Origin of the sequence: Asticcacaulis sp. YBE204 (genome assembly GCF_000495855.1) — a bacterium.
In the GTDB taxonomy this organism is placed as follows: domain Bacteria; phylum Pseudomonadota; class Alphaproteobacteria; order Caulobacterales; family Caulobacteraceae; genus Asticcacaulis.
On sequence record NZ_AWGF01000013.1, the window covers coordinates 1 to 23,358 of the forward strand.

Sequence of the window (23,358 nt, forward strand, 5' to 3'; positions counted from 1 at the left end):
CACTATTTGCGCATAATATAGATTATGGGAAATATTTAACATCAAAACGGGACTGGAGCTATCCTTCCAGTCCCGTTTTACGTTATGCGGCTTTCGGCTCGAACCGGTTCAGTACGTGGTCCATGATGCTGCGCGCCAGTTCTTCTTCACCGAAAAACACCGTACCCATCTTTTCCTGACGCAGGAAGTTCATCTCGTCTTCGCTATGGGTTCGCAGCACGACTTCTATCGATGGATTAAGTCGTCTGGCGACATCGACCATCTGGCTGATGCCGATAAGGTCCGGCGTCGCCACCAGCAGCATGGCCGCATTGATGATGTGCGCCTGAACCAGAACCTCAGGCTCGATGGCGTTGCCATAGACCGCCGCCTTGCCGGATTGGCGCAAGTCTTCGACGCGCTCGCGGTTTTGCTCGACGACGACATATGGTAATCCACGCTCATCGAGCGCCTCCGCAATGCGCTTACCGACACGGCCAAAACCCACCAGCACGACCTGACCGCTCAGATAACGCGCTTCGGTCGTTTGCGGAAGTTGGGCCAGTACATCGTCCCGGCATTCGTGGCGGCGGGCGCTTTCAGAGTTTTTGAGCACCCAGGCCGTGAGCGGCTTAATGGCCGTGAAAATGAACGGATTGATGGCGATCGAGACCAGCGCGCCAGCCAAAATCAGGCTCATGCCTTCCTGCGGGAGGAGTCCAAGAGAGACGCCTAAGCCACCGAGAATGAAAGAAAATTCACCAATTTGCGCCAGACTGGCGGCGACCGTCAGAGCCGTATTCATCGGGTAACGGAAGACAAGGACCAGAGCCGCGGCGGCGATCCCCTTCCCCGCCACGATGATGCCGACCACGGCCAGCACTTCGAGTGGCTTTTGCACCAGAACCATCGGGTCGAACAACATGCCGACCGAGACGAAGAACAGTACCGAGAACGCGTCGCGCAACGGCAGCGATTCTTCGGCCGCGCGGTGACTGAACTTCGACTCGCGCATGACCATACCCGCGAAGAACGCGCCCAAGGCGAACGACACGCTGAACAGCTCCGATGCGCCCCAGGCGATGGAGATGGCGGCGGCGATGACCGACAGAGTAAACAGTTCGCGCGACCCCGTGCGGGCTACTTGCAACAAAATCCACGGTAAAACGCGTTTACCCGCCAGCAGCATGAGGGCGATGAAAGCGCCGACGCTCAGCAGGGTCTGACCGATGGTAACCCAGATATTGCCCGCCGGGGCCGCGCCATTTGCACCACCTTCGAGCAGGTGCGCCAGAGGCGGCAGCAGAACCAGCACCAGAACCGTCACGAGGTCTTCGACGACCAGCCAGCCGATGGCGATGCGCCCATTCATGCTGTCGACCGCATTGCGCGCTTCCAGTGCCTTGAGCAGGACGACGGTCGAGGCGCACGACAGCGACAGGCCGAAGACCAGCGCCGCGCCGATCCCCCAGCCCCAGCCCCAGTGCGCCAAAGCCATACCCAGCAAGGTCGCCAGCGACATCTGCACGACGGCGCCTGGCAAGGCGATACGACGCACCGACATCAGGTCGGCGATCGAAAAATGCAGGCCGACGCCGAACATGAGCAACATGACGCCGATTTCGGACAATTGAGACGCGATATGGATATCGGCGACGAAACCGGGCGTCGCAGGCCCGATCAGAATGCCGGCAAACAGATAGCCGACCAGAGCGGGAAGTTTAATCTTTTCAGCGGCAAAGCCGAATGTGAGGGCCAGACCGAAACCGGTGGCCAGAGTCGTAATGAGCGATATATTATGGTGATCCATCGGATGCCTTTAGAGTTTGAGGAACAGAAAAGGCCCGCAATCCGGCGGTACATAAGCACCGTCGCCGAGTTAATGACTGAATTGCGGATTGGTTTTAATGTCGGGGCTGTGGCGGCATACGTCAACCCTTACGGGCGAAATTAGCGAAGAAAAGCAAAGACAAGCGCCCTGCAAACCTTTGTACGGGCCTCATTCCTAAACTTGATAATGCGTTAGCTATATTTTGAACGTTGTTCAAATTCAAATCGTTTGGTATAACAGCCAAATCAGGCCTTACTCTAAAAGGCTACAACCACGGGGCTATATATGTCGTCCGCCAAACAGGTCACCCTGCCGCAACTTCTGGCCTTCTGCGGCCCCTGCCTGCCCTTTGCGGCTCTGGGTCTGCCGCTGGCGGTGACCCTGTCCGAATATTACATCACCTATATCGGCATAAGTATCGCGGTCGTGGGCTATGTGTTCATGGGCGTCAAGCTTATCGATATCGCGGTTGATCCCCTGATCGGCTGGGCGATGGACCGTACGCGGACCCGGTTCGGTCGTTTCAAGCTGTGGATCGCCCTGTGTCTGCCGGTGCTCTTCGTGTCGACCGGTTTCATGTTCCTCGTCCCGCCGGGGGCTTCGCCGCTTTATATGGGATTCTGGCTTCTGGTGGTCTATATCGGCTTCTCGATGGCGGCGCTAAGTCAATCGAGCTGGGGCAGCGTCCTGTCTACCGATTACGATGAGCGGACCAAGGTGTTCGCCTTCTGGCAGATCGGCAATATCATGGGCTTGCTGTGCGTGGTCAGTATCCCCGTCATCGCGCAGTCCATCGGTCAGTCCTATCAGACCGGCGTGCAGTGGATGGGTCTGTTCATCATGATCACCCTTCCCGTTATGATCGGGATCGCGCTGTGGGTCGTGCCGGAAAAGATGTCCGACGCCCCGACGCACGACGTTCGACTGGGGGCCTATTTCGACATGATCCGTCGTCCGAACGTCATCCGGGTCCTGCTGGCTGACCTGCTGATGGGGCTGGCGCCGGGGATCATGGGGGTGTTGTTCTTTTTCTACTTCATGCAAACCAAGGGCCTGACGCGGTTCGAATGTACGATTGCCATGGCGCTATATTTCGTCGCCGGTCTGGTCGGCGCGCCGCTGTGGAGCTGGGCATCTAAGCGCTATTCCAAGCATAAGACGCTGGTCGTTTCGAGCGTGATCTTCGCCGCGCTGTATGGACTGCTGGCCTTCGTGCCGGCGGGCAATTTCCCGATCATGGCCGTGGCGGTGTTCCTCGCCGGCATTCCTTACGCTGCCTACCTGCTGCTAACGCGCTCGTTGATGGCCGATATCGGCGATGAAGTACTGCTGGAGACCGGCCATGATCAGAAGGGCACCCTGATGTCGATCCTGTCGGCGACCACCAAGCTCGGCTACGCCTTCTCGGTTTTGACCTTGTCGGCGCTGGCGGCACTGGGCTTCGATAACAAGGCCGCGCATAATTCAGATCAGGCCTTGCTGTGGGTCGAAATCTTTTTTGTCGGCCTGCCGGTCGTTTTCCTCTTGCTTGGGGCATGGGCGATGAAGTCCTATGACCTGACGCCGGATCGCTACGCGCATATTCAGGCGGCGTTGAAAGCAAAGGGTTTATCGCGTGACGCAGGAATCTCTCCCGGCCATTGACGGCCTGATCGAGGTCATGAACCGCCTGCGGGCGAAGGACGGCGGTTGCCCGTGGGATCTGGCCCAGACCTTCGACACCATCGCCCCCTATACGATCGAGGAATCCTACGAAGTCGCCGACGCCATAGCGCGCAAGGATATGCGCGACCTGAAAGAGGAACTGGGCGATCTGTTGTTCCAGGTGGTTTTCCACAGTCATCTGGCCAAGGAGCAGGGCCTGTTTGACTTTCATGACGTGGCGCAGACCATGACCGACAAGCTGATCCGCCGTCATCCGCACGTCTTCGGCGATGTCGGCGATCGCACGGCGGACGAGCAGAACGCCGCCTGGGAAGTCGTCAAGGCCGAGGAGCGCAAGGCGAAGGCCAAGCATGGTATTCTTGACGACGTGCCGGTGGGCCTGCCTGCCCTCACCCGCGCCGCCAAGCTGACCAAACGCGCCGCCCGCGTTGGCTTCGACTGGCCGTCGACGGATGAGGTCTTCGCCAAGCTGGAGGAAGAGGTCGCGGAACTGAAGGTCGAACTGGTGGCGGGTGATGCGGACAAGGCACGCGCCGAACTGGGCGACATTCTTTTCGTCGTCGCCAATCTGGCCCGCAAGATCGACGCGGAACCCGAAGACGCCCTGCGCGGCACCAATGCCAAGTTCGTGCGTCGGTTCGAGACCATCGAGGCTGAACTGGCCAAAATCGGCAAGACCCCGGAGCAATCCGACCTCGCCGAAATGGATGCCTTATGGAACAAGGCCAAGGTTGCCGAGCGCGACCGATGACGCTGCGCAGTTCGATCGAGATCTATGATCTTGAGACGCGGTCGTCGCGCGTGGTCTGGCAGACCGAGCAACTTGTGGAATCGCCGCATTTCACGCCGGATGGCCGGACACTGATTTTCAATTCGGACGGCCTGATCTACCGGTTGCCCATCGGCGGTAAGCCCGAGCGGATCGATACGGGTTTTGCCATACGCTGCAATAACGACCACGGCCTGTCGCCGGATGGGCGTACCCTTATCATCACCGACAAGAGCGACGGGCGCGCGGCTATCTATACCGTGCCGGTCGAAGGCGGGACGCCGGTCCGCATCACCGACAATTTCGGGTCCTATTATCACGGCTGGTCAGGCGACGGCGCGCGCATCACCTATACCGCGTTCCGCCAACGCGACGTTTTCGCCATCCTGACCAATACACCTGATGGTCGCAACGAACAGGTCGTGATCGAAGGCGGAGGGCTGAACGACGGGCCGGACTTCTCGGCAGACGGTCAGTGGGTGTGGTTCAACTCGGATCGGTCGGGTCACATGCAATTGTGGCGCGCCCGGACGCACGGCAGCGACCGGCAACGCATGAGCGATAGCGACCATTGCGACTGGTTTCCGCATCCGTCGCCGGATGGGCGGCACGTGCTGTTTCTGTCCTATGATACATCCGTCGGACGTGATCATCCGCGCGACAAAACCATCTGGCTGAAGCTTATGCCCGCCGTGGGTGGTGCGTCTGAAACGCTGCTGGAACTGTTCGGCGGGCAGGGCACGATGAACGTACCGAACTGGTTGCCGGGCGGAAAAAGTTTTGCTTTTGTGAGATATTTTCCGGAATCATCATAATTACTTTTGAATCGCAATTCGAATTATTTTCGATTTCAAAACGCAATGAACGTATAATTTACTTGTGATATGCTATCGACTTCGCCATGAGTTGTATATCGAAAGCAAAAGGCTGATCTGATATGGCGAAGACCTCACCTGCCGGCAAATCCGCGCCCAAAGTCGCCACCAAATCCGCGCGCAAACCCGTCGCCAAGGCAACGGCGAAACCTGCGCCCGTGAAGGACGCCACCGCCCGCGGGCCGCGCTCGAAATGCCCGATCAATCTGATGCTGGAGGTGGTCGGGGACTCGTGGTCACTGCTGATTATCCGCGACCTGATGTTCAAGGGACGCTCGACCTATAAGGCGTTTCTGGGGGCCGAAGAAAAGATCGCGACTAATATTCTCGCCGACCGTCTGGTGAAACTCGAGGCGGCAGGGCTGATCTCGAAAACGACCGACCCCGAAGACGCGCGCAAGTTCATCTATAAACTGACTGAAAAAGGTGCCGACCTCGCGCCTCTGCTCGTCGAGATGATGTTGTGGTCGAACAAGTACCACATCACCGACACGCCGAAGGACTTCCTCGCCTCGCTGCAAAAGAACAAGACGGCCTTCGCCACCCGCGTCGTCAAGGACATCAATACGTCCGTCGCGCCCAAGGCCCCGGTCGTGCCAGTAAAGATCGAGCCGAAGGACGAGACCCTTAGCCTGTTCGACGGATTTTGAGTGACGCCTGGGCTGAAAACGCTGCTACGACTTGAACGGGAACGGCAATTCAGTCGTTGGCGGTCACTACGCCGCCGCCCGACAGATGTGGCGCTGATCGCCGGTCTTGCAATCACGGTGCTATACGCGCTCTATCAGGCGCTGCTCATACAAGCCACCGAAGGGCGTCCCGTCTGGATATGGAGCGCGCTTCTCATCGGCCTTGCCGCGCGGGCCACATATCCCTCGCTGCGTTCGGTCTATGCCAAAACTCTTTCGGACGGTCCGTTTTTCGAACTGATCAGTCGTCCGAGCCCCCGATTGACCTGGTTCGCGCTGCGCACATGTCTGCTGTGTGCGCCTCTGGTTCTGGCGCTCGGCGTGATACAGGCCGTTCTGATGCCGCGCGATCTGTTCCTTTGGGTAGTGGGCGCGGTGGTATCGTTCGTCGCCGGGATTGCCGGGGCCATGATGCCGGGGTTTGCGCTGCCTGAGGTTAGCGCCCCTGCCTCACGCCGGTTCAACCGGCTTTCCCCTTTGCTGGACCGTTTGAGACATCACCGCTTGCTGATTCCGCTGGGACTGGCGGTTGTCCTGACTCCGATAGCGACGCGACTGGCACTGGCCAATAATCCGGAACCCGCGACGGGGCTGGCGATTTTCGGCATAGGTGTGATTGGGCAAGCCCTCATCCTGTGTCCGGTTTCGGTGGAACTGACCCGCTTCATGCGGTTTCAACCGGCCTCGCTGACCGGCATTATGCGGCAAGTGTCGCTGGTGCCGTTCGGGATATGGCTGGCGCTCGCTATTGCGACTCTGCTGATCAGCGGCCTGCCTTTGACCCAAGGCGCGATGATCGTTTGCGCCGTAAGCCTCATTACCGGTCTGATGTGTGTATGGTTTTACCTCACGCAGTTCGGCCACGAACCTAATCCGGCCAGTTGGGTCATGCGCCTCGATCTGGCGGTCGCCCTGCTGCTGGCGCTCATGGCGTTTCCGGCGGCGATGCTTTGGCTTGCGCTGCGCCTGACCATGCTTATACGACGCGTAAGGAGACACAGATGGCATCCGACCCGGCCCTGACCTGCGCAAACCTGTGCGTCGATATCTCCGGCCGACGCATCGTGCGATCGGTGTCTCTGGATATGGCCTACGGTCAGTGGTTCGGCATTCTGGGCGTCAACGGCTCCGGCAAGACGACGTTTCTCAACGCGCTGGCCGGACGCCTGCCCGCCGCAGACGGACGCATCTCGATTGACGACGAGGATGTCACGTCCCGACCTGAACGACGCGCGCGCCTCTGGGGATTCGCGCCGCCGCCCGACAGCCTGCCGCCGGAACTGACCGCCGGAGTCCTGCTAGGCCTTGTGGCGGAAGCCCGGGACGCGCATATTCCCGACGACCCCGCGCTGCTGGAAGCGCTCGACTATCCGGCCTTGCGCGGTACGGTGATCGGCACCATGTCCGCCGGACAAAAACAGAAGATCGCCCTGATGTGCGCCTTTGTCGGCGCGCCCCGGCGCATTATCCTCGACGAGCCTTTCAACTGGCTCGATCCTCTGGCCATCTACGCGCTCAAATCATACCTGACGCAGCAGGCGCGCGAGGGTGCTCTAATCCTTACCGCCCTGCACGACGTCAGCAGTTTCGTGACCCGCTGCGATGCCGGATTGCTGCTGGCGGCGGGCGAAGTGCGCCGTCTTTTTACGGCGGACGACTTTGCCCGAAGTCGGGGCGACGTATCAGGCTTCGAGCGTGAAATATATGAGCGCTTCCGCGCCCCTTAACCCCTGAATTTATAAGGCTAATTTTGCGAATTATTCTCACAAGTTTTAATCTTGAAAAGCAATTTTAGCCCCCATATATCAGTCAGCAGTTACTTATTTTAAATCCATTTCAGCCCCGAGGCCGCCATGACGTTCGAACTCCCCGCCCTGCCCTATGCCACCGACGCGCTTGAGCCGCACATGTCGGCCAACACCTTCAGCTACCACCACGCCAAGCACCACAAGGCCTATGTGGACAACCTGAACAAGCTGATCGCCGGGACCGAGTTCGAAGGCAAGACCCTTGTCGAGATCGTCAAGGCGTCGGAAGGCAGCAATCCCGGTGTGTTCAACAACTCGGCCCAGGTGTGGAACCACACCTTCTTCTGGCACTCGATGACGCCGAACGGCGGCGGTGCCCCGACCGGTGCCATCGCGGACAAGATCACTGCCGATTTCGGTTCGTTCGACGCCTTTGCCGAAGCCTTCAAGACCGCCGGTGCGACGCAGTTCGGTTCGGGCTGGGCCTGGCTGGTTCTGGGTCAGGACGGCAAGCTGAAGGTCGTCAAGACCGGCAATGCCGAGACGCCGTTCACCAAGGGCGACAAGCCGCTGCTAACCATCGACGTCTGGGAGCACGCCTACTATCTCGACTATCAGAACCTGCGTCCGAAGTTTATCGAAACCTACCTCACCTCGCTGGTGAACTGGGACTTCGCCAACACCAATCTGGAAGCCCCGTTGCATCCGGGCGTGTAAGCGTCACGACATTATGGAAAGGGCGGCCTTCGTAGGCCGCCTTTTTTGTGCGCGTTAACCGCGCCGGAGCTATTGATTATTGATACACGCGTGAGTTTAAATGCCGTCACGCATGAAGGGAACGTCATGGACGCTCAGGATCTCGTCACCGATATCATCGCTTTGGCGCGGTCGCAGGGCCGGACCCTGACCACAGCCGAAAGCTGCACCGGCGGGCTGATCGCGGGGGCGATTACGCGGGTGTCGGGCGCATCGGACGTCTTCCACGAAGGCTATATCACCTACTCCAACGAGGCCAAGTCGCGGCTCCTGGGCGTGCCGGAAAGCGTTCTGGCTGAACACGGCGCAGTAAGCCTGAAAACCGCGCACGGCATGGCCGAAGGGGCGCTGAAATCCGCGAGCGCCGATCTGGCCCTGAGCGTCACCGGCATTGCCGGGCCCACGGGCGGCACCGAAGACAAGCCGGTCGGCACGGTCTGTTTCGGTCTGGCTTTCAAAAGCCCGGACGGCGAGGTCAAGTCGCTGGCCAACCTGCACCATTTCGAAGACATGGGCCGCGACTTCATCCGCGAACAGTCGGTGATGTACGCGCTCCACTGGGCACTGGAGCATCTGCGGGCCGAGGAAAGCTAATTGGCTCGGCGTACCTCAAACTCGAACGAGCTCATATCGCCTTTGCTTTCGAGCACGCCGGTTTCAACTAGCACTCTCAGACGTGTGAAAAATATCAGATCACCGCATTGATAGACACCACCTTTGCGGAAACTATCGAACATCATTGCGCCTAGCATGTGACCCACGATAAGGACGGCTCTTCGCCAACGAGATCCAACGAATTTCAACAACTGATTATCGAAATAATCCATTGATGCGGACATTAAACCGTCCGGCGTCATAACGCGTAGCGGCGCATTTTCTTGCCGCAGACGCTGCCATAGGTTTGTCCAGCGCCTTAGCTTTGCCTCATCAGGTGAAACGGCCAACGACCAGAGTTGGTGACGAATAAAATTCTCCGTCGTCAAGGTCGATACACACTGTACTGGTAGTTTTTGACGTGCGTCGGCGAGCGCGGGAAGCAAGGTATCGGTCAAATCCACCAGTTGAAACGGTGCGCCTTCATTGCGGCGAAGCCATTCCAGAAACCCACAATATTCCTTGGTCGACCACTCGGAAAACCAGACTATACGTGGTCGTGAACTGATGAGCGACCTATGCCAGAAAGTTTCAATCTGGTCTTGATCTTCATGAAGCTCGTATCCAAGACTTTCTTCGACAAACCTCAGGCGTGATACTGTATCGATCTCTGCAATCTGCCCTAAACACCAATCATCGGACAGACCGATGACCTCATCTGGCCACTCGATCTGCTTTAGCGCTTCTCGTAAGGAAGCGCTTGCGGATAATGAGAAAACGATGTGCAGTGGATGATCGTTCATGCTCCCCCCGGACAGCGAACTGACTAAGCTTTCCCGTACAACTGCTTCGCACGGGCTTCGAAAACACTCATCAGCTTGGACACCGCGATATTCAGGTTGGCTTTCAGCACCGCATTGAGCAGTGGATTCCTGAAATCCATATCCATATTGAAGTCCACGCGCGTCCCGCCCGCGACATCGCTGAATTTCCACTGACCGTTCAGACGCTTTAACGGCCCGCGAAGCAGGCCCATATGCAGGCTCAGATCGTCGGCCCGGCTTGTGACGCGGGTCGAGAAACGCTCGGAAAACATCTTGTAACCGACCGAGACGTCGGCGTCGAAGACCTTCACGCCATCCGCCGGGGCCGTCATATTATAGGCGCGCAAGGCCGTAATCCACGGAATGAATTCCGGATATTTCTGCACATCGCTGACCATGTCCCACAGGTCCGCCGCCGCATAGGGCAGGACGCGCTCAAGGTGAAACGTCGCCATTGCTTACCGCTTGCCGGCGATCAGCGCCTCGCGGGCGTTGCGCAGGCGCTCAAAATCCTCACCGGCGTGGTGCGACGAGCGCGTCAGCGGCGAGGACGACACCATCAGGAAACCCTTGGCGCGGGCGATGGATTCGTAGGCCTTGAACTCGTCCGGCGTCACGAAGCGGTCGATGGCGGCGTGTTTGCGCGTCGGTTGCAGGTACTGACCGATGGTGATGAAGTCGACACCGGCCGAGCGCATGTCGTCCATGACCTGCATGACCTCTTCCTTGGCTTCGCCGAGGCCGACCATGATGCCGGATTTCGTGAACTGCGACGGGTCGCGCTCCTTGACGCGCTCCAGCAGACGCAGGGAGTGGTAATAACGCGCGCCGGGGCGGATCTTCAGATAGTTGCGCGGCACGGTTTCCAGATTGTGGTTGAACACGTCCGGCTTGGCGTCGATGACGATCTCCGCCGCGCCGTCCTTGCGCAGGAAGTCCGGCGTCAGGATTTCGATGGTCGTTTTCGGCGACTGGGCGCGGATCTGACGGATGACCTCGGCGAAGTGTTCGGCCCCGCCGTCGGCCAGATCGTCGCGGTCCACAGACGTGATAACGACGTGCGACAGGCCCATTCTGGCGACCGTCATGCCGACGCGGTTCGGCTCATCCATATCGAGCGGCTGCGGCATCCCGGTCTTGACGTTGCAGAAGGCGCAGGCCCGCGTGCAGGTGTCGCCCATGATCATCAGGGTGGCGTGGTTCTTGGTCCAGCACTCGCCGATATTGGGGCAAGCCGCTTCTTCACACACAGTCACCAGCTTGGCGTCGCGCACGATTTTCTGTGTTTCGGCGTAACCCGCCGAGCCCGGTGCCTTGACCCGCAGCCAGTCGGGCTTTTTCAGCACCGGCGTTTCGGGACGGTTTTGCTTTTCGGGGTGGCGAAGTTCGCGCGCTGTGGCGTCGAGCCGGTTAATCAGGGTGACCATCGAAACCAATCACAGAATACAAGTATGAAAACCCTAATTGGGCTTTTTGGGTATCGATATCAAGCCAAAATGCCTTATTGCCCGTCACTTAGCGTAACAGGACGATGACATGGACGCGGAATCCGGCCTATGGTTGACGAATGACCGCCCCTGCTCCGTCTCCTGTCCTGCTTTCGCGCCGTATGCTGACCTTTGGTCTGGTGGCATTGGCCGGTGGGTGTTCGCGGCTGGGCGGTGATGGGCCGGATCAGCCGGGCGCGGCGTTCCTCGATAGCCAGATACCGCCCGGCCTGTCGCCGGAATATTATCCGCCCGCAGGCTTTGTGTGGAGCGGTTTCAAGTTCGATAACCTGCCACAGGCGCGCTACGGCGTCGCGGCGCCGCCGGTCAATCCGCGCGCCCATCTGTTGATTCTGGCCGACGCTAGCTATCCCGGCGAGATCTATTTCGATCTGGCCCAGACGGCGCTCAAATCGGGCGTCAGCGTCTGGATATTCGAAGCGCCCGGTCAGGGTGGGTCGGGTCATTATCTCTTGCAGGACTTGAGAGTTCACACACCGGACTTCACCCATTCGATCAAGACCGCCAAGGCCTTTGTCGAGACGGTGATCAAGCCGTCGGTCGCCAAGCCGTTGTACATATTCGGGCACGGCTCGGGCGCGCTGACGGCGCTGGAATTGCAAGCGCAAAAATGGCCGATCACCAGCCTGATGCTCTATGCGCCGTGGAACGGCGACGACAATGCGGGTGAATGGCATCGCGAAGATACACCCGCCGATCTGTGGGGCAAGGTCGCCCACCGCTGGCGAATCGCCAATCCCGACCTGCGCCTGACGCAAAAAAGCTCGGCCTGGGTCGAGCAGATGAGCAAGGCGCGTAAGGCCCTTACCTCGGTAAGCCTCGATAAACTCAATCCGACGCTCAAACGCCCGCCCCTGCTGATCGCCAGCCTGTCCGGCGATCAGGCGCTGTGCAGCGGTCGCGGTCCCTGTAAGAGCGAAATAGTTGCCGATGAAGCCGCCTTGACGCCTGTCTTCAAGGCATTTCTGAATTGAAATGACGAAGTTATGCACAATCTCACCGACTTTTGAACAATGTTCATTTGACTTGTGATTCATCCCTACATAATGTGAAACAACACGTGACACACCTAAGTGTCCAAACGGGAGTTTTCGCGCATGGTGCGCCCTTTTGACGTAGAGACCGAGACCAAGTCCCTGTTCGACGCGCTGCTTGATGCCGCCGAAAAATACGGCAAGGACAAGATCATCATCGAGGATCAGGAGCGTCAGCCGGTCAGCTATAACGAGTTCATCCTGCGCACCTTTATCATTGCGCGCCTGTTCGACAAGGTGCTGCATAAGGAGACGCGCATCGGCCTGATGTTGCCGACCTCGATGGGCGGGGCCCTGTCGTTCTTCGGCCTGCACGCGCGTGGTCGCACGCCAGTGATGATCAATTTCACCGCTGGCCCCGCCAATATCAAGACCGCCTGCCTGACGGGCAAGGTCAAGACGGTGATCACCTCGCGCCGCTTTGTGACGCAGGCCAAGCTTGAAGACATCGTTGCCTCGCTGACCGCCTATGTGCGGGTGCTCTACCTCGAAGACCTGCGTAAAACCCTGTCGTTACCGGATAAGCTTTACGGGCTGGCGGCGTCGAAACTACCTCGAGTCTTTGCCCATAAGGCGAAGCCGTCGGACATCGGCGTCATTCTGTTTACCTCCGGAAGCTTCGGCACGCCGCGCGGTGTGGTCCTGACCCAGGCTAATCTGGTGCTCAACTGTGCTCAGATCGCCGCCCATATCGAGCTAAAACCGGAATGGGTCGCCTTCAACCCAATGCCGATCTTCCATTCGCTCGGTCTGACGGGAGGCGTGATTCTGCCGCTGTTGCAGGGGCTGAAAAGCTTCCAGTACCCCTCGCCCCTGCACGTCAAGCAGATTCCGGGTTTGCTGAAAGAAACCAAGGCGTCGCTGCTGTTTTCGACCGACACCTTCCTTAATCAGTACGCCCGCGCCTCACAACCCGACGATTTCGCGACGCTGGAATTCGTCGTCTGCGGCGCCGAGAAGGTGCGCGAGGAAACGCACAAGCTGTTCAGGGAGCAGTTCAACGGCCTGACCGTATTGGAAGGTTACGGCGTCACCGAGACCTCACCGGTACTGGCGGTCAACTATCCGCACGACAACCGTCACGGTACAGTGGGCCACGCCCTGCCGGGGATGCAGTTGCGCCTTGAGATGGTCGAAGGGATCAACGAAGGCGGGCGTCTGCACGTCAAGGGCCCGAATATTATGGGCGGCTATATCAATCTGGAGACGCCCGACATCATCGAGGCCCCTAAGGACGGCTGGCACGACACCGGCGATATCGTCAGCCTTGACAAGGATGGTTTCATCAAGATTTTAGGCCGTGCCAAGCGCTTCGCCAAGATCGCGGGTGAAATGGTCTCTCTGACCGCCGTCGAACGCATCGCCGAAGAGGTATGGCCCGACAACCGTCACGCTGTGGTCGCGGTCGCCGACGACAAGAAGGGTGAACGGTTGGTCCTGATCACCGATCACGACACCGCCGACCTGTCGCAACTCGCCGACTGGGCCAAGGACAACGGCACCCCGGCGCTGGCTATCCCGAAAAAGCTGGTCAAGGTCGAGACCGTCCCGGTGCTGGGATCGGGCAAGACCGACTATATTACCCTGCAAAAGCTCGCCGAGGTCGTGGCCAATGCGGCATGATGACGTATTGACATCGGGTCGCTGACCGGTCAAAGGCGGATCATGGCCCCTGCCCTTCGCCTTCCTCGATCCTCTGCCCGGAGCGAATTTCGCTTCTGGACGATGCTGGCCGTGGTCGTGGCACTATGCGCGCAGGTCCTGTTTCCGCCGCATCTGCTGGCGGCAGCGCCCGATGGCGGCGGTTTCGTCCTCTGTAATACGCAAAGCCCGGCCGTTGACACGCAACTCAGTCAGGCCGTCGCGAAAGATAGCGCCAGTAAGGCCTTCAAAGACACATCCGTTCAGGGTCTGAAATGCGCTGACTGCGTTCTGGCGTCGCTGACCGGACTGACCGAGCCTGAATTTGCCGTCACATTGGTCGTTTATGCGACGGCTTCTGTGTCGCCGGTCGTGCCGACCAATGCCGAGCGCCCCAAGGCCCGCGCCCCCCCGCGCCCGCATTCCTGCGGCCCCCCTCACCGCGTCTGAAATTTTTCATCGGCAGGATCGGATTGTATCCACCTGCCTGAATATCGATTCCAGACAGGTTATAGTTCATGAAAACCCGTATTATGGCGCTGCTATGCAGCGTCTCCGTGGCTGCCTTCACGCCCGCCTTTGCTGCTGATGCCGTTGACGATATCCCCACCGTTATCGTCACCGGACAAGCCAACCCCGAAGACCCCAACGTCGTCAAATCGACCCGCACCAAGCTGTCGCGTACCCCCGGCGCGGTGTCGGTGGTAGCGAGCGAGACCTATTCGAACAGCTACGCTTTAGGCCTTTACGACACGCTGAAAAACGTGTCCGGCGTGTTCGCCCAGAAGAAATTCGGCGAGGACACACGCCTGTCTATCCGCGGTTCCGGCATCGGCAATGCTTCGCACAACCGCGGCACATGGCTGTCGGTCGATGGTGTGCCGGTCAATCAGGCCGACGGCTCCGGCGATTTTCAGGAAATCGATCCGCTCTCGGCGCGCTATATCGAGGTCTATAAGGGCGGCAATGCGCTGCGCTTCGGCGGGTCGCAACTGGGCGGGGCGATCAATTACGTCACGACCTCGGGCCAGAACGCCGGTTATCGGACGCTTTTGCGTGTCGAAGGCGGTTCGTTCGGCACCCGCCGCGCGCAACTGGCCTATGCCGATGTTATCGGCGATTACGATCTTTATCTGTCGACGACGGTGACTCACGCCGATGGCTGGCGCGCCAATTCCGAGCAGGATGCCAAACGCGTCACGCTCAATATCGGGCGCACCTTTGCCGAAGGTCGTTCGGTGCGGCTGATTTTTCAGGCCAACGATATCGATCAGCGTATCGCCGGTGGTCTGACGCTGACGCAGGCACTCACCACGCCAAAAGTGACGACGGCGAGCAACTATCCGACGCTGAAATATGGACGCAATATGAAGTCGGCCCGCGCCACGGTGCAGACCGACTGGCGACTGAACGACGACTGGGCGTTCGAGGGCGGTGTCTACGCAGCGTGGAAAGAACTGATCCACCCCATCTCGATCTATCTCGATTACGACTATCAGAACTATGGCGCGTTCGGGCGTTTCGATGGCAAGGGTACCATCGGCGGGCTTAGATACGATGCCTTTGTCGGGGCCAATTATCGCACCGGCAATGCCGAAGCCCTGACGTTTGCCAATATCAACGGTGCATCTGGCGCGATGTCCGGCAATTCACAACAGAACGCTTCGGCCTGGGACGTGTTCGGCGAAGGCCGTCTGTTCGTCACCGACGAACTGGCGCTGGTCGCCGGGACCAGCTACGGCTGGACCGACCGCGACTACCTTAACCGTCTGGCCCTGACGCGCTCGGCTAAAACCGAGATGGACTGGTGGGCGCCGCGCATCGGCATCCTCTGGCAAAACGCCAGTGGTGAACAGGTCTTCGCCAACCTGACCAAGTCGGTCGAAGCCCCGACCTACGGCGCTTTGGTTCAGGCGCAGTTCCAGCAGTTCACGCCGGTCAATCCACAGGAAGCCGTCACCGCCGAGATCGGCACACGTGGTCGGTCCGGCGCTCTGACGTGGGATCTGGCGCTGTACCGCGCCGAGATCGACGGTGAAATGCTCAACTTCATCGTCACGGCGGATATCCCGGCAGCGACGTTTAATGCACAATCCACCATCCATCAGGGGCTTGAAGCGGCGCTCGACTGGAAAGTCGCCACTGTCGGCGACTGGGCCGTGGCCCTGCGTCAGACCTATACCTGGTCGGATTTCAAGTTCGACCACGATAAGACCTACGGTAATGCCCGCCTGCCGGTCGTGCCTGAGCATTATTATCGCGGCGAATTGAGCTTCTCGACGAAGACCGGCTGGCGGTTCGCGCCCTCCGTCGAATGGGCCCCCAAAGACGTGTGGGTCGATTACGCCAATACGCAACGCGCACCGGACTTTACCGTGTGGAATCTTGCGGCGTCGAAAAAGATCAATAGCGGTCTAGAAGTCTTCGCCGAAGCGCGAAATCTCGGCGACACGCGCTACGTGTCGAACGTCAATGCCGTCACCGACTTCACCAGGGTCGCTGCCAGCGCGCAAAGCGTCTTCACGCCCGGCGAAGGCCGCGCGCTGTTTATCGGTCTGAAGCTGACAGGCCAGTAGATGCGCGATAAAGACAAAACGAAGCGCCGGATCATCGACTACCGCATGATCTGGCGGTGGCACTTTTACGCGGGCCTGTTCTGCATCCCGTTCGTCATCATCCTGTCGATCACCGGTCCGATCTATCTGTTCAAACCGCAGATCGAGGCGATGATCGACCGTCCTTACGACCACATAGCCCGAACCGGCCGCGTTCAGCCCTTGTCGGCGCAGGTGGAGGGCGCGCTGGCCGCCTTCCCCAACGCCACATTTCAGGCGGTGGAGGTGCGGCAGGACCGCGCCGACGCCGCGCGCGTCATCCTCAGCGAAGATGGCGAGAAACTGCGCGTCTATGTGCATCCGGAAAACCTGATGGTGCTGAAATCGGTCAAGGACGAAGACCGGTTCATGAACATCATCAAGACGATCCACGGCGAACTGGTCATGGGTCAGTTCGGCACCTTGCTGGTCGAACTGGCGGCAAGCTGGGCGCTGGTCATGATCATCACAGGGCTTTACCTGTGGTGGCCGCGCGAACGCACGGGACTGGCCGGGGTGTTGTGGCCCCGGCTGTCTCTGGGCCGTAAGGTCTTCTGGCGCGACCTGCACGGTGTGACGGGCATCTATGTGTCGTTCTTCGCGGTGGTCCTCCTGCTGACCGGCTTGCCGTGGACCACGGTCTGGGGCGCGGGCTTCAAAACCTTCCGGCAGGCGGTCGTCGCGCAACCGGCGGACTGGTCCACCAGCCGCGCCGCCGACAAGGCGGCCGGTCACGAAGGTCATGTCGGACACGAAAACCCGGCGGCATCGTCGATCAAGGGCCTGACCGACCTGACCTTTATCAATCCGATGGTCGAGACCCTGCGCGCGGCAGATCTGCCGCCGTCGGTCATGATGGTCGCCCCCGCTAAGGGCAAACCGTGGCAGGGGGTGTCTCAGACGCCTAACCGCCCGCAAGCCGTAACCGTGACCTTTGACCCTATGGGCGACATAGAACGCGTCACGACCTTCGGCGACAAGCCGCTGATCGATCAGGTTGTGGGGGTCGGCATCGCGGCTCACGAAGGTCAGTTGTTCGGTGTTTTCAATCAGATACTGGGTCTGCTGACCGCTCTGGGGTTGATTACGCTCTGCGTATCGGCGGTCGTCATGTGGTGGCAAAGACGCCCCGATCCAAACCGGCTGGGTACGCCCCTGCGTTTACCGGATGAGCGGCTAGGGGTCGGACTGGAGGCACTCATCGTCGGTCTCGGTCTTTTTCTGCCGATGATGGGCCTCTGCCTTATCAGCGTCGGATTGCTGGAGTTTCTGGTTTTGCGGCGTATCGTACCGGTCAGGGACTGGCTGGGGTTGAGATAGAGTCGTTGGCGCTTTCCGATGCCTCTCCGGTCACATAGTCCATGCTATCGCCAGGCGAGCGCGGCGGATCGACAGGCTTGCAACCTGAAAGCAAAATAACGATTGTGAACAGCAAGTGTTTCATTTTTTCCAACTTAACCCAAGCCAAATAACCAACTTAACCCAAGCCAAATAAAAAGCCGCTGCGTTTCCGCAGCGGCTTTTTATTTGAAGATTTAACCACGGATGTTCAAGGATATGGCCGCTTCGCGTCCATGAACATGGATATCCGTGTCGCCGCCGAAGGCGGCATCCGTGCCTTATCCGTGGCTAATCCTTACAGGTTGATCATCCGACCGTCTGCGTCGAGCGACGCTTCAAGGATGGCTTCCGACATGGTCGGGTGCGGGAACACCGTCCCTTGCAGGTCTTCTTCCGTCGCTTCCATGGTGATGGCCAGACAGAAACCCTGCACCATTTCGGTCACGTTCGCCCCGATCAGGTGCGCACCCAGAAGCGCGCCGGTCTTCTTGTCGAAGATCACCTTGACGAAACCGCCCGGTTCACCGGCGGCGATCGCCTTGCCGTTGGCCTTGAACGGGAAGCGACCGATCTTGACATCGAGACCCTTTTCCTTGGCGCCCTGCTCGGTAATACCGACCGAGGCGACTTCCGGGGTGGCGTAGGTACAGCCCGGAATCGGCGGATTGAGGTTCGACAGCTTCTTGCCGGCCATATAGTCGGCGGCGTGAACGGCTTCGTGCGAAGCCTTGTGCGCCAGCCAGGGCGGCCCGGCACAGTCGCCGATGGCGTAAAGGCCCTTGACGTTGGTCTTGCCGTGGCTGTCGTTTTTGACGTGACCGCGGTCCATCTCGACGCCCAGCTTTTCCAGACCGAGGTTTTCGGTATTGGCCACGATGCCGACGGCGACGATGCAGCCTTCGGCTTCGAGGATTTCCGACTTGCCGCCGATTTCGACCGAAACCTTGACGCCGGAACCGGACTTCTCGACCTTGGTCACCTTCGCGCCGATACGGAACTTGAAGCCGCGCTTTTCAAAGGCCTTCTGGGCCTCGGCGGAGACTTCCTTGTCCTCGACCGGCAGGATGCGATCCAGCGCTTCGACGACCGTGACTTCGGCACCGAGCGACCGGTAGAACGAGGCGAACTCGATCCCGATGGCGCCCGAACCGATGACGACCAGCGACTTCGGCATCGACTTCGGCGTCAGGGCGTTGCGGTAGGTCCAGATACGGTCGCCGTCAGACACCGCGCCGATGGCGGGGATCTCACGGGCGCGGGCACCGACGGCCAGCATGACGTTCTTGGCCTCGACGACCTGTTCGCCGCCCTTGTTAAGCTTGACGACGACCTTGGGGGCGTCCTTGCCGGGTTCCAGCGTAGCGAAGCCCTCGATCACGTCGATCTTGTTCTTCTTCATCAGGTAGCCGACGCCGCCATTGAGCTGCTTGGCCACCGCGCGCGAACGCGAGACCACCTTCTCAAAGTCGAAGCCGGGCTTTTCGCCGGTCAGGCCGTAATCGCCCAGATGGTTGATCTTATCGAACACTTCAGCCGATTTCAGCAGCGCCTTGGTGGGGATACAACCCCAGTTCAGGCAAATGCCGCCCAGCAGTTCGCGCTCGACGATGGCGACCTTAAGGCCGTTCTGAGAGGCGCGGATCGCGCCCTCGTAACCGCCGGGGCCGGAGCCGATCACAACGAGATCATAAGCCATGTGATATGCTCCTTAAGCCAGCATCTTGATGGGGTCTTCGAGAAGCCCCTTCAGCGCGGTGATGTATTTCGCACCGACCGAACCATCGACCACGCGGTGATCGCAGGTCAGGGTCACGGTCATGACCGTGGCGACGGCCAGCGCGCCGTTCTTGACGACCGGACGCTGTTCACCGGCGCCAACCGACAGGATGCAGCCCTGCGGCTCGTTGATGATCGAGGCGAACTGCTTGATGCCGAACATGCCGAGGTTGGACACGCTGAACGTACCGCCCTGGAATTCTTCGGGTTTCAGCTTCATGTCGCGGGCGCGCGCCGCCAGATCCTTGGTCTCCTTGGCGATTTGCGCCAGAGACTTGGTTTCGGCCTTACGGACGATCGGGGTGATCAGGCCGCCGTCGATGGCGACCGCCATGGCGATGTCGGCATGGTGATGCAGCGCGATGCCTTCGGGGGTGAAGGAGGCATTGGCTTCCGGCACCTGCTTGAGCGCCAGCGCCACAGCCTTGATGACGATGTCGTTGACCGAGACCTTGATGCCCTGAGCTTCCAGCGCCGTGTTGATCTTGGTCCGCGCCGCCAGCAGGTTGTCGAGTTCGATGTCGACGGTCAGCGGGAAGTGCGGGATGTCACGGAACGACTCGGTCAGGCGACGGGCAATGACCTTGCGCATATTGTTGAGCGGCACGAGGTCGTAGGAACCCGGCGCGATGCCCATTTGCTCAAGGCTCTGGACCTTGCGCGGTTCGGCGGCAGCGGTCGAGGCAGTGGCAGGTGCCGAACCGGCCTTGCCCGTGCCCGACGCCAGAGCGGCTTCGATGTCGCGCTTGATGATACGGCCATGCGGACCGGTGCCCTTGAGCAGTTTGAGATCGAGCTTGTTGATCTCGGCCAGACGGCGGGCCAGCGGCGACGCAGCGACGCGCGAACCCGAAACGGCAGGCGCCGCAACCGGAGCCGGTGCCGCAGCGGCTTTGGGCGCCTCGGCGGCTTTCGGTGCTTCGGCGGCGGGGGTCGCTTTCGGGGCCGGGGCGGCATCGCCACCCGACAGTTTGGCGATCGGCGTATTGACCTTCACGCCTTCGGTTCCGGCTTCGACGAGGATGGCCTCGATCGTGCCTTCGTCGACGGCTTCGACTTCCATCGTCGCCTTGTCGGTTTCGATTTCCGCGATCACGTCACCGGCGGCGACGGTGTCGCCGACCTTGACGTGCCACTTGGCCAGAATGCCCTCTTCCATCGTAGGCGAGAGCGCCGGCATCAGAATATCGGTCATGGCGCTTCCCTTACTTGTACGAGACTTGCTTGACGGCGGCGATGATCTTCTCAACGCTGGGGACCGTCAGGGCTTCGAGGTTGGCGGCGTAAGGCATCGGCACGTCTTCCTGGTGGACACGCGCGGGCGGTGCATCCAGATCGTCGAAGGCTTCGGCGGTGACGCGGGCGGCGATTTCGGCACCGACACCGCATGGGCCCCAGCCTTCTTCGACGGTGACCAGACGGTTGGTCTTCTTCACCGAGGCGATGACCGTATCGGTGTCCAGCGGACGGAGCGTCCGCAGGTTGACGACTTCGGCGTCGATGCCTTCTTCGGCAAGCTTTTCAGCGGCCTTGAGTGCGAAACCGACCATGCGCGAGTGCGCGACGATGGTGACGTCCTTGCCCTCTTTCTGGATCTTCGCCTTGCCGATCGGCAGGACGAAATCATCGCCGCCTTCGGGGATGTCGAATTCCAGACCGTACATCATTTCGTGCTCAAGGAACACGATGGGGTTCGGGTCGCGGATCGCGGCCTTCATCAGGCCCTTGGCGTCAGCGGCGTCGTAAGGTGCGATAACCTTCAGACCCGGGACGTTGGCGTACCATGCCGAATAGTCCTGAGAGTGCTGCGCGCCCACGCGGGCGGCGGCACCGTTCGGACCGCGGAAGACGATCGACGACTTGATCTGACCGCCGGACATGTAGAGCGTCTTGGCGGACGAGTTCAGGATGTGGTCGATGGCCTGCATGGCGAAGTTGAAGGTCATGAACTCGATGATCGGCTTCAGACCGGCCATGGCCGCGCCCGAACCGATACCGGCAAAGCCCATTTCGGTGATCGGGGTGTCGATGACGCGGCGGTCGCCGAACTCTTCGAGCAGGCCGCGCGAGACCTTGTAAGCGCCCTGATACTGGGCCACTTCTTCACCCATCAGGAAGACGCGGTCGTCGCGGCGCATTTCTTCGGCCATGGCGTCACGGAGCGCGTCACGGACCGTGATCTTGACCGTCGGAGTGCCTTCGGGCCAGTCGGGTTGGCTGTCCACCGGAGCCGCAACCGGCTTCGGCGCGGCAGCCGCCACAGGGGCAGGCGCGGCTTCGGCGGTGGCAGGAGCCACTTCGGTTTTCGGGGCCGGGGCGCTTTCGCCGCCTTCGAGGCGGGCGATCGGCGTATTGACCTTGACGCCTTCGGTACCGGCTTCGATCAGGATGGCTTCGATGACGCCTTCGTCTACGGCTTCGACTTCCATCGTCGCCTTGTCGGTTTCGATTTCGGCGATCACGTCGCCCGCCGAAACGGTGTCACCGGCTTTCACCAGCCATTTGGAAAGGGTGCCTTCCTCCATCGTGGGAGAAAGCGCGGGCATAAGAATGTCGGTCATGGAGATTATGCCTCGAGATAAACGTCGGTGTACAGTTCGGACGGATCGGGTTCGGGGCTGGTCTGAGCGAACTCGACGGCCTCCAGAACGATCGCCTTGATCTCATTGTCGATGGCCTTGATTTCGGCCTCTTCGACGCCCGCCTGCTCCAGCATCGTCTTGATGTGGTCGATCGGGTCGCGGGTCGTCTTGACCTCGTCGACCTCTTCCTTGGAACGGTACTTCGCCGGGTCGGACATCGAGTGGCCGCGGTAGCGATAGGTCTTCATTTCAAGGATGTAGGGGCCCTTGCCTGAACGGGCGTATTCGGCGGCCTTTTCGGCAGCGGCCTTGACGGCGAACACGTCCATGCCGTCGACGGTTTCGCCGGGGATGCCGAACGAGGCGCCGCGCTGCGACAGGTTGGTCGTGGCCGAGGCGCGGGCGAGCGACGTGCCCATGGCGTATTCGTTGTTTTCGATCACGTACACGACCGGCAGCTTCCACAGCTGGGCCATATTGAAGCTCTCGTAGACCTGACCCTGGTTGGCCGCGCCGTCACCGAAATAGGTGAAGGAGACGTTGCCATTGCCCTTATAGAAGTCGGCGAAGGCCAGACCGGTGCCGAGCGAGACCTGTGCACCGACGATACCGTGACCGCCGAAGAAGCCGGTTTCGATGTCGAACATGTGCATCGAGCCGCCCTTGCCCTTGGACGAACCGCCGGCGCGGCCGGTCAGTTCGGCCATGACGGCCTTGGGGTCCATGCCCGCGGCCAGCATGTGGCCGTGGTCGCGGTAACCGGTGATGACCTGATCGCCATCGATCGAAGCGGCTTCCATGCCGACGGCGACGGCTTCCTGACCGATATACAGGTGGCAGAAGCCCCCGATCAGGCCCATGCCATACAGCTGACCGGCGCGCTCTTCGAAGCGGCGGATCAGAACCATTTCACGGTAATATTTGAGGAGTTCGTCTTTGGAGACGTTGCGGAGTGCGGAACCCTGGGCTCCGGAGTCGTTGGCCTTGGCGGCACGCGCCATAAAAACCTCCCTAGGCTAAATATTCACGTCCTGAGACCAGCGGTGCGCGGGCCCGAAGACGGCAAATCAAAAAGTCCGGTCCGAATAAGAGACCGCTCGCCTTAAATACGCGCTTGAAATCTGTGTTTTTGACCCGACCGCATAATTGCCG

At 60.0% G+C, this 23,358-nt stretch carries 21 protein-coding genes; 13 read left to right on the forward strand and 8 right to left on the reverse strand.

What is annotated here, in order from left to right; all coding sequences use genetic code 11:
• Positions 1 to 82: 82 nt before the first annotated feature.
• Positions 83 to 1,789: a YbaL family putative K(+) efflux transporter gene (ybaL, locus tag AEYBE204_RS34700; RefSeq protein WP_023463229.1), complete on the reverse strand. Its 1,707-nt coding sequence runs from the start codon at positions 1,787 to 1,789 to the stop codon at positions 83 to 85.
• Positions 1,790 to 2,095: 306 nt separating this feature from the next.
• Here ybaL and AEYBE204_RS34705 point away from each other — a divergent pair, with 306 nt between their 5' ends.
• The 8 genes from AEYBE204_RS34705 to AEYBE204_RS34740 all read left to right on the forward strand — a co-directional run bounded on the left by AEYBE204_RS34705 (position 2,096) and on the right by AEYBE204_RS34740 (position 8,906).
• Positions 2,096 to 3,454, forward strand: a complete 1,359-nt coding sequence (locus AEYBE204_RS34705) for an MFS transporter (protein ID WP_023463231.1) — start codon at positions 2,096 to 2,098, stop codon at positions 3,452 to 3,454.
• A gap of 16 nt (positions 3,455 to 3,470) precedes the next feature.
• Complete coding sequence (mazG, locus tag AEYBE204_RS34710) at positions 3,471 to 4,226, forward strand: nucleoside triphosphate pyrophosphohydrolase (RefSeq protein WP_031231165.1); 756 nt, start codon at positions 3,471 to 3,473, stop codon at positions 4,224 to 4,226.
• Positions 4,223 to 5,059, forward strand: a complete 837-nt coding sequence (locus AEYBE204_RS34715; protein ID WP_023463233.1) for a TolB family protein — start codon at positions 4,223 to 4,225, stop codon at positions 5,057 to 5,059. The genes mazG and AEYBE204_RS34715 overlap by 4 nt, the downstream gene beginning before the upstream one ends.
• 122 nt (positions 5,060 to 5,181) lie before the next feature.
• Complete coding sequence (locus AEYBE204_RS34720; RefSeq protein ID WP_023463234.1) at positions 5,182 to 5,769, forward strand: helix-turn-helix domain-containing protein; 588 nt, start codon at positions 5,182 to 5,184, stop codon at positions 5,767 to 5,769.
• Complete coding sequence (locus tag AEYBE204_RS34725; RefSeq protein ID WP_155908449.1) at positions 5,770 to 6,831, forward strand: hypothetical protein; 1,062 nt, start codon at positions 5,770 to 5,772, stop codon at positions 6,829 to 6,831.
• On the forward strand, positions 6,810 to 7,535 hold the full coding sequence (locus AEYBE204_RS34730) for an ATP-binding cassette domain-containing protein (RefSeq protein WP_023463236.1): 726 nt from the start codon (positions 6,810 to 6,812) through the stop codon (positions 7,533 to 7,535). The genes AEYBE204_RS34725 and AEYBE204_RS34730 overlap by 22 nt, the downstream gene beginning before the upstream one ends.
• Before the next feature lie 126 nt (positions 7,536 to 7,661).
• Positions 7,662 to 8,273: a superoxide dismutase gene (locus AEYBE204_RS34735; protein ID WP_023463237.1), complete on the forward strand. Its 612-nt coding sequence runs from the start codon at positions 7,662 to 7,664 to the stop codon at positions 8,271 to 8,273.
• A 126-nt stretch (positions 8,274 to 8,399) separates the two neighbouring features.
• Positions 8,400 to 8,906 carry a CinA family protein gene (locus AEYBE204_RS34740; RefSeq protein WP_023463238.1) on the forward strand — a complete coding sequence of 169 codons (507 nt, stop codon included), beginning with the start codon at positions 8,400 to 8,402 and terminating at the stop codon, positions 8,904 to 8,906.
• Here AEYBE204_RS34740 and AEYBE204_RS34745 read toward each other — a convergent pair.
• Genes AEYBE204_RS34745 through lipA form a run of 3 tightly spaced genes read right to left on the reverse strand, consistent with a single transcriptional unit; the run spans position 8,903 to position 11,157 of the window.
• Positions 8,903 to 9,709 carry a DUF3658 domain-containing protein gene (locus tag AEYBE204_RS34745; RefSeq protein ID WP_023463239.1) on the reverse strand — a complete coding sequence of 269 codons (807 nt, stop codon included), beginning with the start codon at positions 9,707 to 9,709 and terminating at the stop codon, positions 8,903 to 8,905. The two genes, AEYBE204_RS34740 and AEYBE204_RS34745, sit on opposite strands and share 4 nt — an antisense overlap.
• Before the next feature lie 23 nt (positions 9,710 to 9,732).
• A complete protein-coding gene (locus AEYBE204_RS34750; protein ID WP_023463240.1) occupies positions 9,733 to 10,185 on the reverse strand; it encodes a type II toxin-antitoxin system RatA family toxin in 453 nt (150 codons plus the stop codon).
• Positions 10,186 to 10,188: 3 nt separating this feature from the next.
• Positions 10,189 to 11,157: a lipoyl synthase gene (gene lipA / locus AEYBE204_RS34755; RefSeq protein WP_023463241.1), complete on the reverse strand. Its 969-nt coding sequence runs from the start codon at positions 11,155 to 11,157 to the stop codon at positions 10,189 to 10,191.
• 140 nt (positions 11,158 to 11,297) lie between these two features.
• On the opposite strand from lipA, the gene AEYBE204_RS34760 reads away from it, so the two are divergent.
• The 5 genes from AEYBE204_RS34760 (at position 11,298) to AEYBE204_RS34780 (ending at position 17,827) form a co-directional block, all read left to right on the forward strand.
• Positions 11,298 to 12,212 carry an alpha/beta hydrolase gene (locus tag AEYBE204_RS34760; RefSeq protein ID WP_023463242.1) on the forward strand — a complete coding sequence of 305 codons (915 nt, stop codon included), beginning with the start codon at positions 11,298 to 11,300 and terminating at the stop codon, positions 12,210 to 12,212.
• 123 nt (positions 12,213 to 12,335) lie between these two features.
• Positions 12,336 to 13,895: an AMP-binding protein gene (locus AEYBE204_RS34765; RefSeq protein ID WP_023463243.1), complete on the forward strand. Its 1,560-nt coding sequence runs from the start codon at positions 12,336 to 12,338 to the stop codon at positions 13,893 to 13,895.
• A gap of 42 nt (positions 13,896 to 13,937) precedes the next feature.
• Entirely contained in the window at positions 13,938 to 14,363 is a 426-nt protein-coding gene (locus tag AEYBE204_RS34770) for a hypothetical protein (RefSeq protein ID WP_052019493.1), read from the forward strand.
• Between the two features lie 68 nt (positions 14,364 to 14,431).
• On the forward strand, positions 14,432 to 16,489 hold the full coding sequence (locus AEYBE204_RS34775) for a TonB-dependent receptor domain-containing protein (protein WP_023463245.1): 2,058 nt from the start codon (positions 14,432 to 14,434) through the stop codon (positions 16,487 to 16,489).
• Positions 16,490 to 17,827 carry a PepSY domain-containing protein gene (locus AEYBE204_RS34780; RefSeq protein WP_023463246.1) on the forward strand — a complete coding sequence of 446 codons (1,338 nt, stop codon included), beginning with the start codon at positions 16,490 to 16,492 and terminating at the stop codon, positions 17,825 to 17,827.
• A 316-nt stretch (positions 17,828 to 18,143) separates the two neighbouring features.
• On the opposite strand, the gene lpdA is transcribed toward AEYBE204_RS34780, so the two are convergent.
• The 4 genes from lpdA to pdhA are packed head-to-tail and all read right to left on the reverse strand — an operon-like array spanning position 18,144 to position 23,207.
• Positions 18,144 to 19,544: a dihydrolipoyl dehydrogenase gene (gene lpdA, locus AEYBE204_RS34785; RefSeq protein WP_023463247.1), complete on the reverse strand. Its 1,401-nt coding sequence runs from the start codon at positions 19,542 to 19,544 to the stop codon at positions 18,144 to 18,146.
• A gap of 12 nt (positions 19,545 to 19,556) precedes the next feature.
• A complete protein-coding gene (locus tag AEYBE204_RS34790) occupies positions 19,557 to 20,819 on the reverse strand; it encodes a pyruvate dehydrogenase complex dihydrolipoamide acetyltransferase (protein ID WP_023463248.1) in 1,263 nt (420 codons plus the stop codon).
• A 10-nt stretch (positions 20,820 to 20,829) separates the two neighbouring features.
• Positions 20,830 to 22,185 (reverse strand): pyruvate dehydrogenase complex E1 component subunit beta, encoded by a 1,356-nt coding sequence (locus AEYBE204_RS34795; RefSeq protein WP_023463249.1) that lies wholly within the window; start codon positions 22,183 to 22,185, stop codon positions 20,830 to 20,832.
• A gap of 5 nt (positions 22,186 to 22,190) precedes the next feature.
• Positions 22,191 to 23,207: a pyruvate dehydrogenase (acetyl-transferring) E1 component subunit alpha gene (gene pdhA, locus AEYBE204_RS34800; RefSeq protein WP_023463250.1), complete on the reverse strand. Its 1,017-nt coding sequence runs from the start codon at positions 23,205 to 23,207 to the stop codon at positions 22,191 to 22,193.
• Positions 23,208 to 23,358: the final 151 nt, after the last annotated feature.

Bases quoted from the DNA above. Each gene is read 5' to 3' on its own strand.
- ybaL (WP_023463229.1), bottom strand. From the start codon at position 1,789: ATGGATCACCATAATATATCGCTCATTACGACTCTGGCCACCGGTTTC.
- AEYBE204_RS34705 (WP_023463231.1), top strand. From the start codon at position 2,096: ATGTCGTCCGCCAAACAGGTCACCCTGCCGCAACTTCTGGCCTTCTGC.
- mazG (WP_031231165.1), top strand. From the start codon at position 3,471: ATGAACCGCCTGCGGGCGAAGGACGGCGGTTGCCCGTGGGATCTGGCC.
- AEYBE204_RS34715 (WP_023463233.1), top strand. From the start codon at position 4,223: ATGACGCTGCGCAGTTCGATCGAGATCTATGATCTTGAGACGCGGTCG.
- AEYBE204_RS34720 (WP_023463234.1), top strand. From the start codon at position 5,182: ATGGCGAAGACCTCACCTGCCGGCAAATCCGCGCCCAAAGTCGCCACC.
- AEYBE204_RS34730 (WP_023463236.1), top strand. From the start codon at position 6,810: ATGGCATCCGACCCGGCCCTGACCTGCGCAAACCTGTGCGTCGATATC.
- AEYBE204_RS34735 (WP_023463237.1), top strand. From the start codon at position 7,662: ATGACGTTCGAACTCCCCGCCCTGCCCTATGCCACCGACGCGCTTGAG.
- AEYBE204_RS34740 (WP_023463238.1), top strand. From the start codon at position 8,400: ATGGACGCTCAGGATCTCGTCACCGATATCATCGCTTTGGCGCGGTCG.
- AEYBE204_RS34745 (WP_023463239.1), bottom strand. From the start codon at position 9,709: ATGAACGATCATCCACTGCACATCGTTTTCTCATTATCCGCAAGCGCT.
- AEYBE204_RS34750 (WP_023463240.1), bottom strand. From the start codon at position 10,185: ATGGCGACGTTTCACCTTGAGCGCGTCCTGCCCTATGCGGCGGCGGAC.
- lipA (WP_023463241.1), bottom strand. From the start codon at position 11,157: ATGGTCACCCTGATTAACCGGCTCGACGCCACAGCGCGCGAACTTCGC.
- AEYBE204_RS34760 (WP_023463242.1), top strand. From the start codon at position 11,298: ATGACCGCCCCTGCTCCGTCTCCTGTCCTGCTTTCGCGCCGTATGCTG.
- AEYBE204_RS34765 (WP_023463243.1), top strand. From the start codon at position 12,336: ATGGTGCGCCCTTTTGACGTAGAGACCGAGACCAAGTCCCTGTTCGAC.
- AEYBE204_RS34770 (WP_052019493.1), top strand. From the start codon at position 13,938: ATGGCCCCTGCCCTTCGCCTTCCTCGATCCTCTGCCCGGAGCGAATTT.
- AEYBE204_RS34775 (WP_023463245.1), top strand. From the start codon at position 14,432: ATGAAAACCCGTATTATGGCGCTGCTATGCAGCGTCTCCGTGGCTGCC.
- AEYBE204_RS34780 (WP_023463246.1), top strand. From the start codon at position 16,490: ATGCGCGATAAAGACAAAACGAAGCGCCGGATCATCGACTACCGCATG.
- lpdA (WP_023463247.1), bottom strand. From the start codon at position 19,544: ATGGCTTATGATCTCGTTGTGATCGGCTCCGGCCCCGGCGGTTACGAG.
- AEYBE204_RS34790 (WP_023463248.1), bottom strand. From the start codon at position 20,819: ATGACCGATATTCTGATGCCGGCGCTCTCGCCTACGATGGAAGAGGGC.
- AEYBE204_RS34795 (WP_023463249.1), bottom strand. From the start codon at position 22,185: ATGACCGACATTCTTATGCCCGCGCTTTCTCCCACGATGGAGGAAGGC.
- pdhA (WP_023463250.1), bottom strand. From the start codon at position 23,207: ATGGCGCGTGCCGCCAAGGCCAACGACTCCGGAGCCCAGGGTTCCGCA.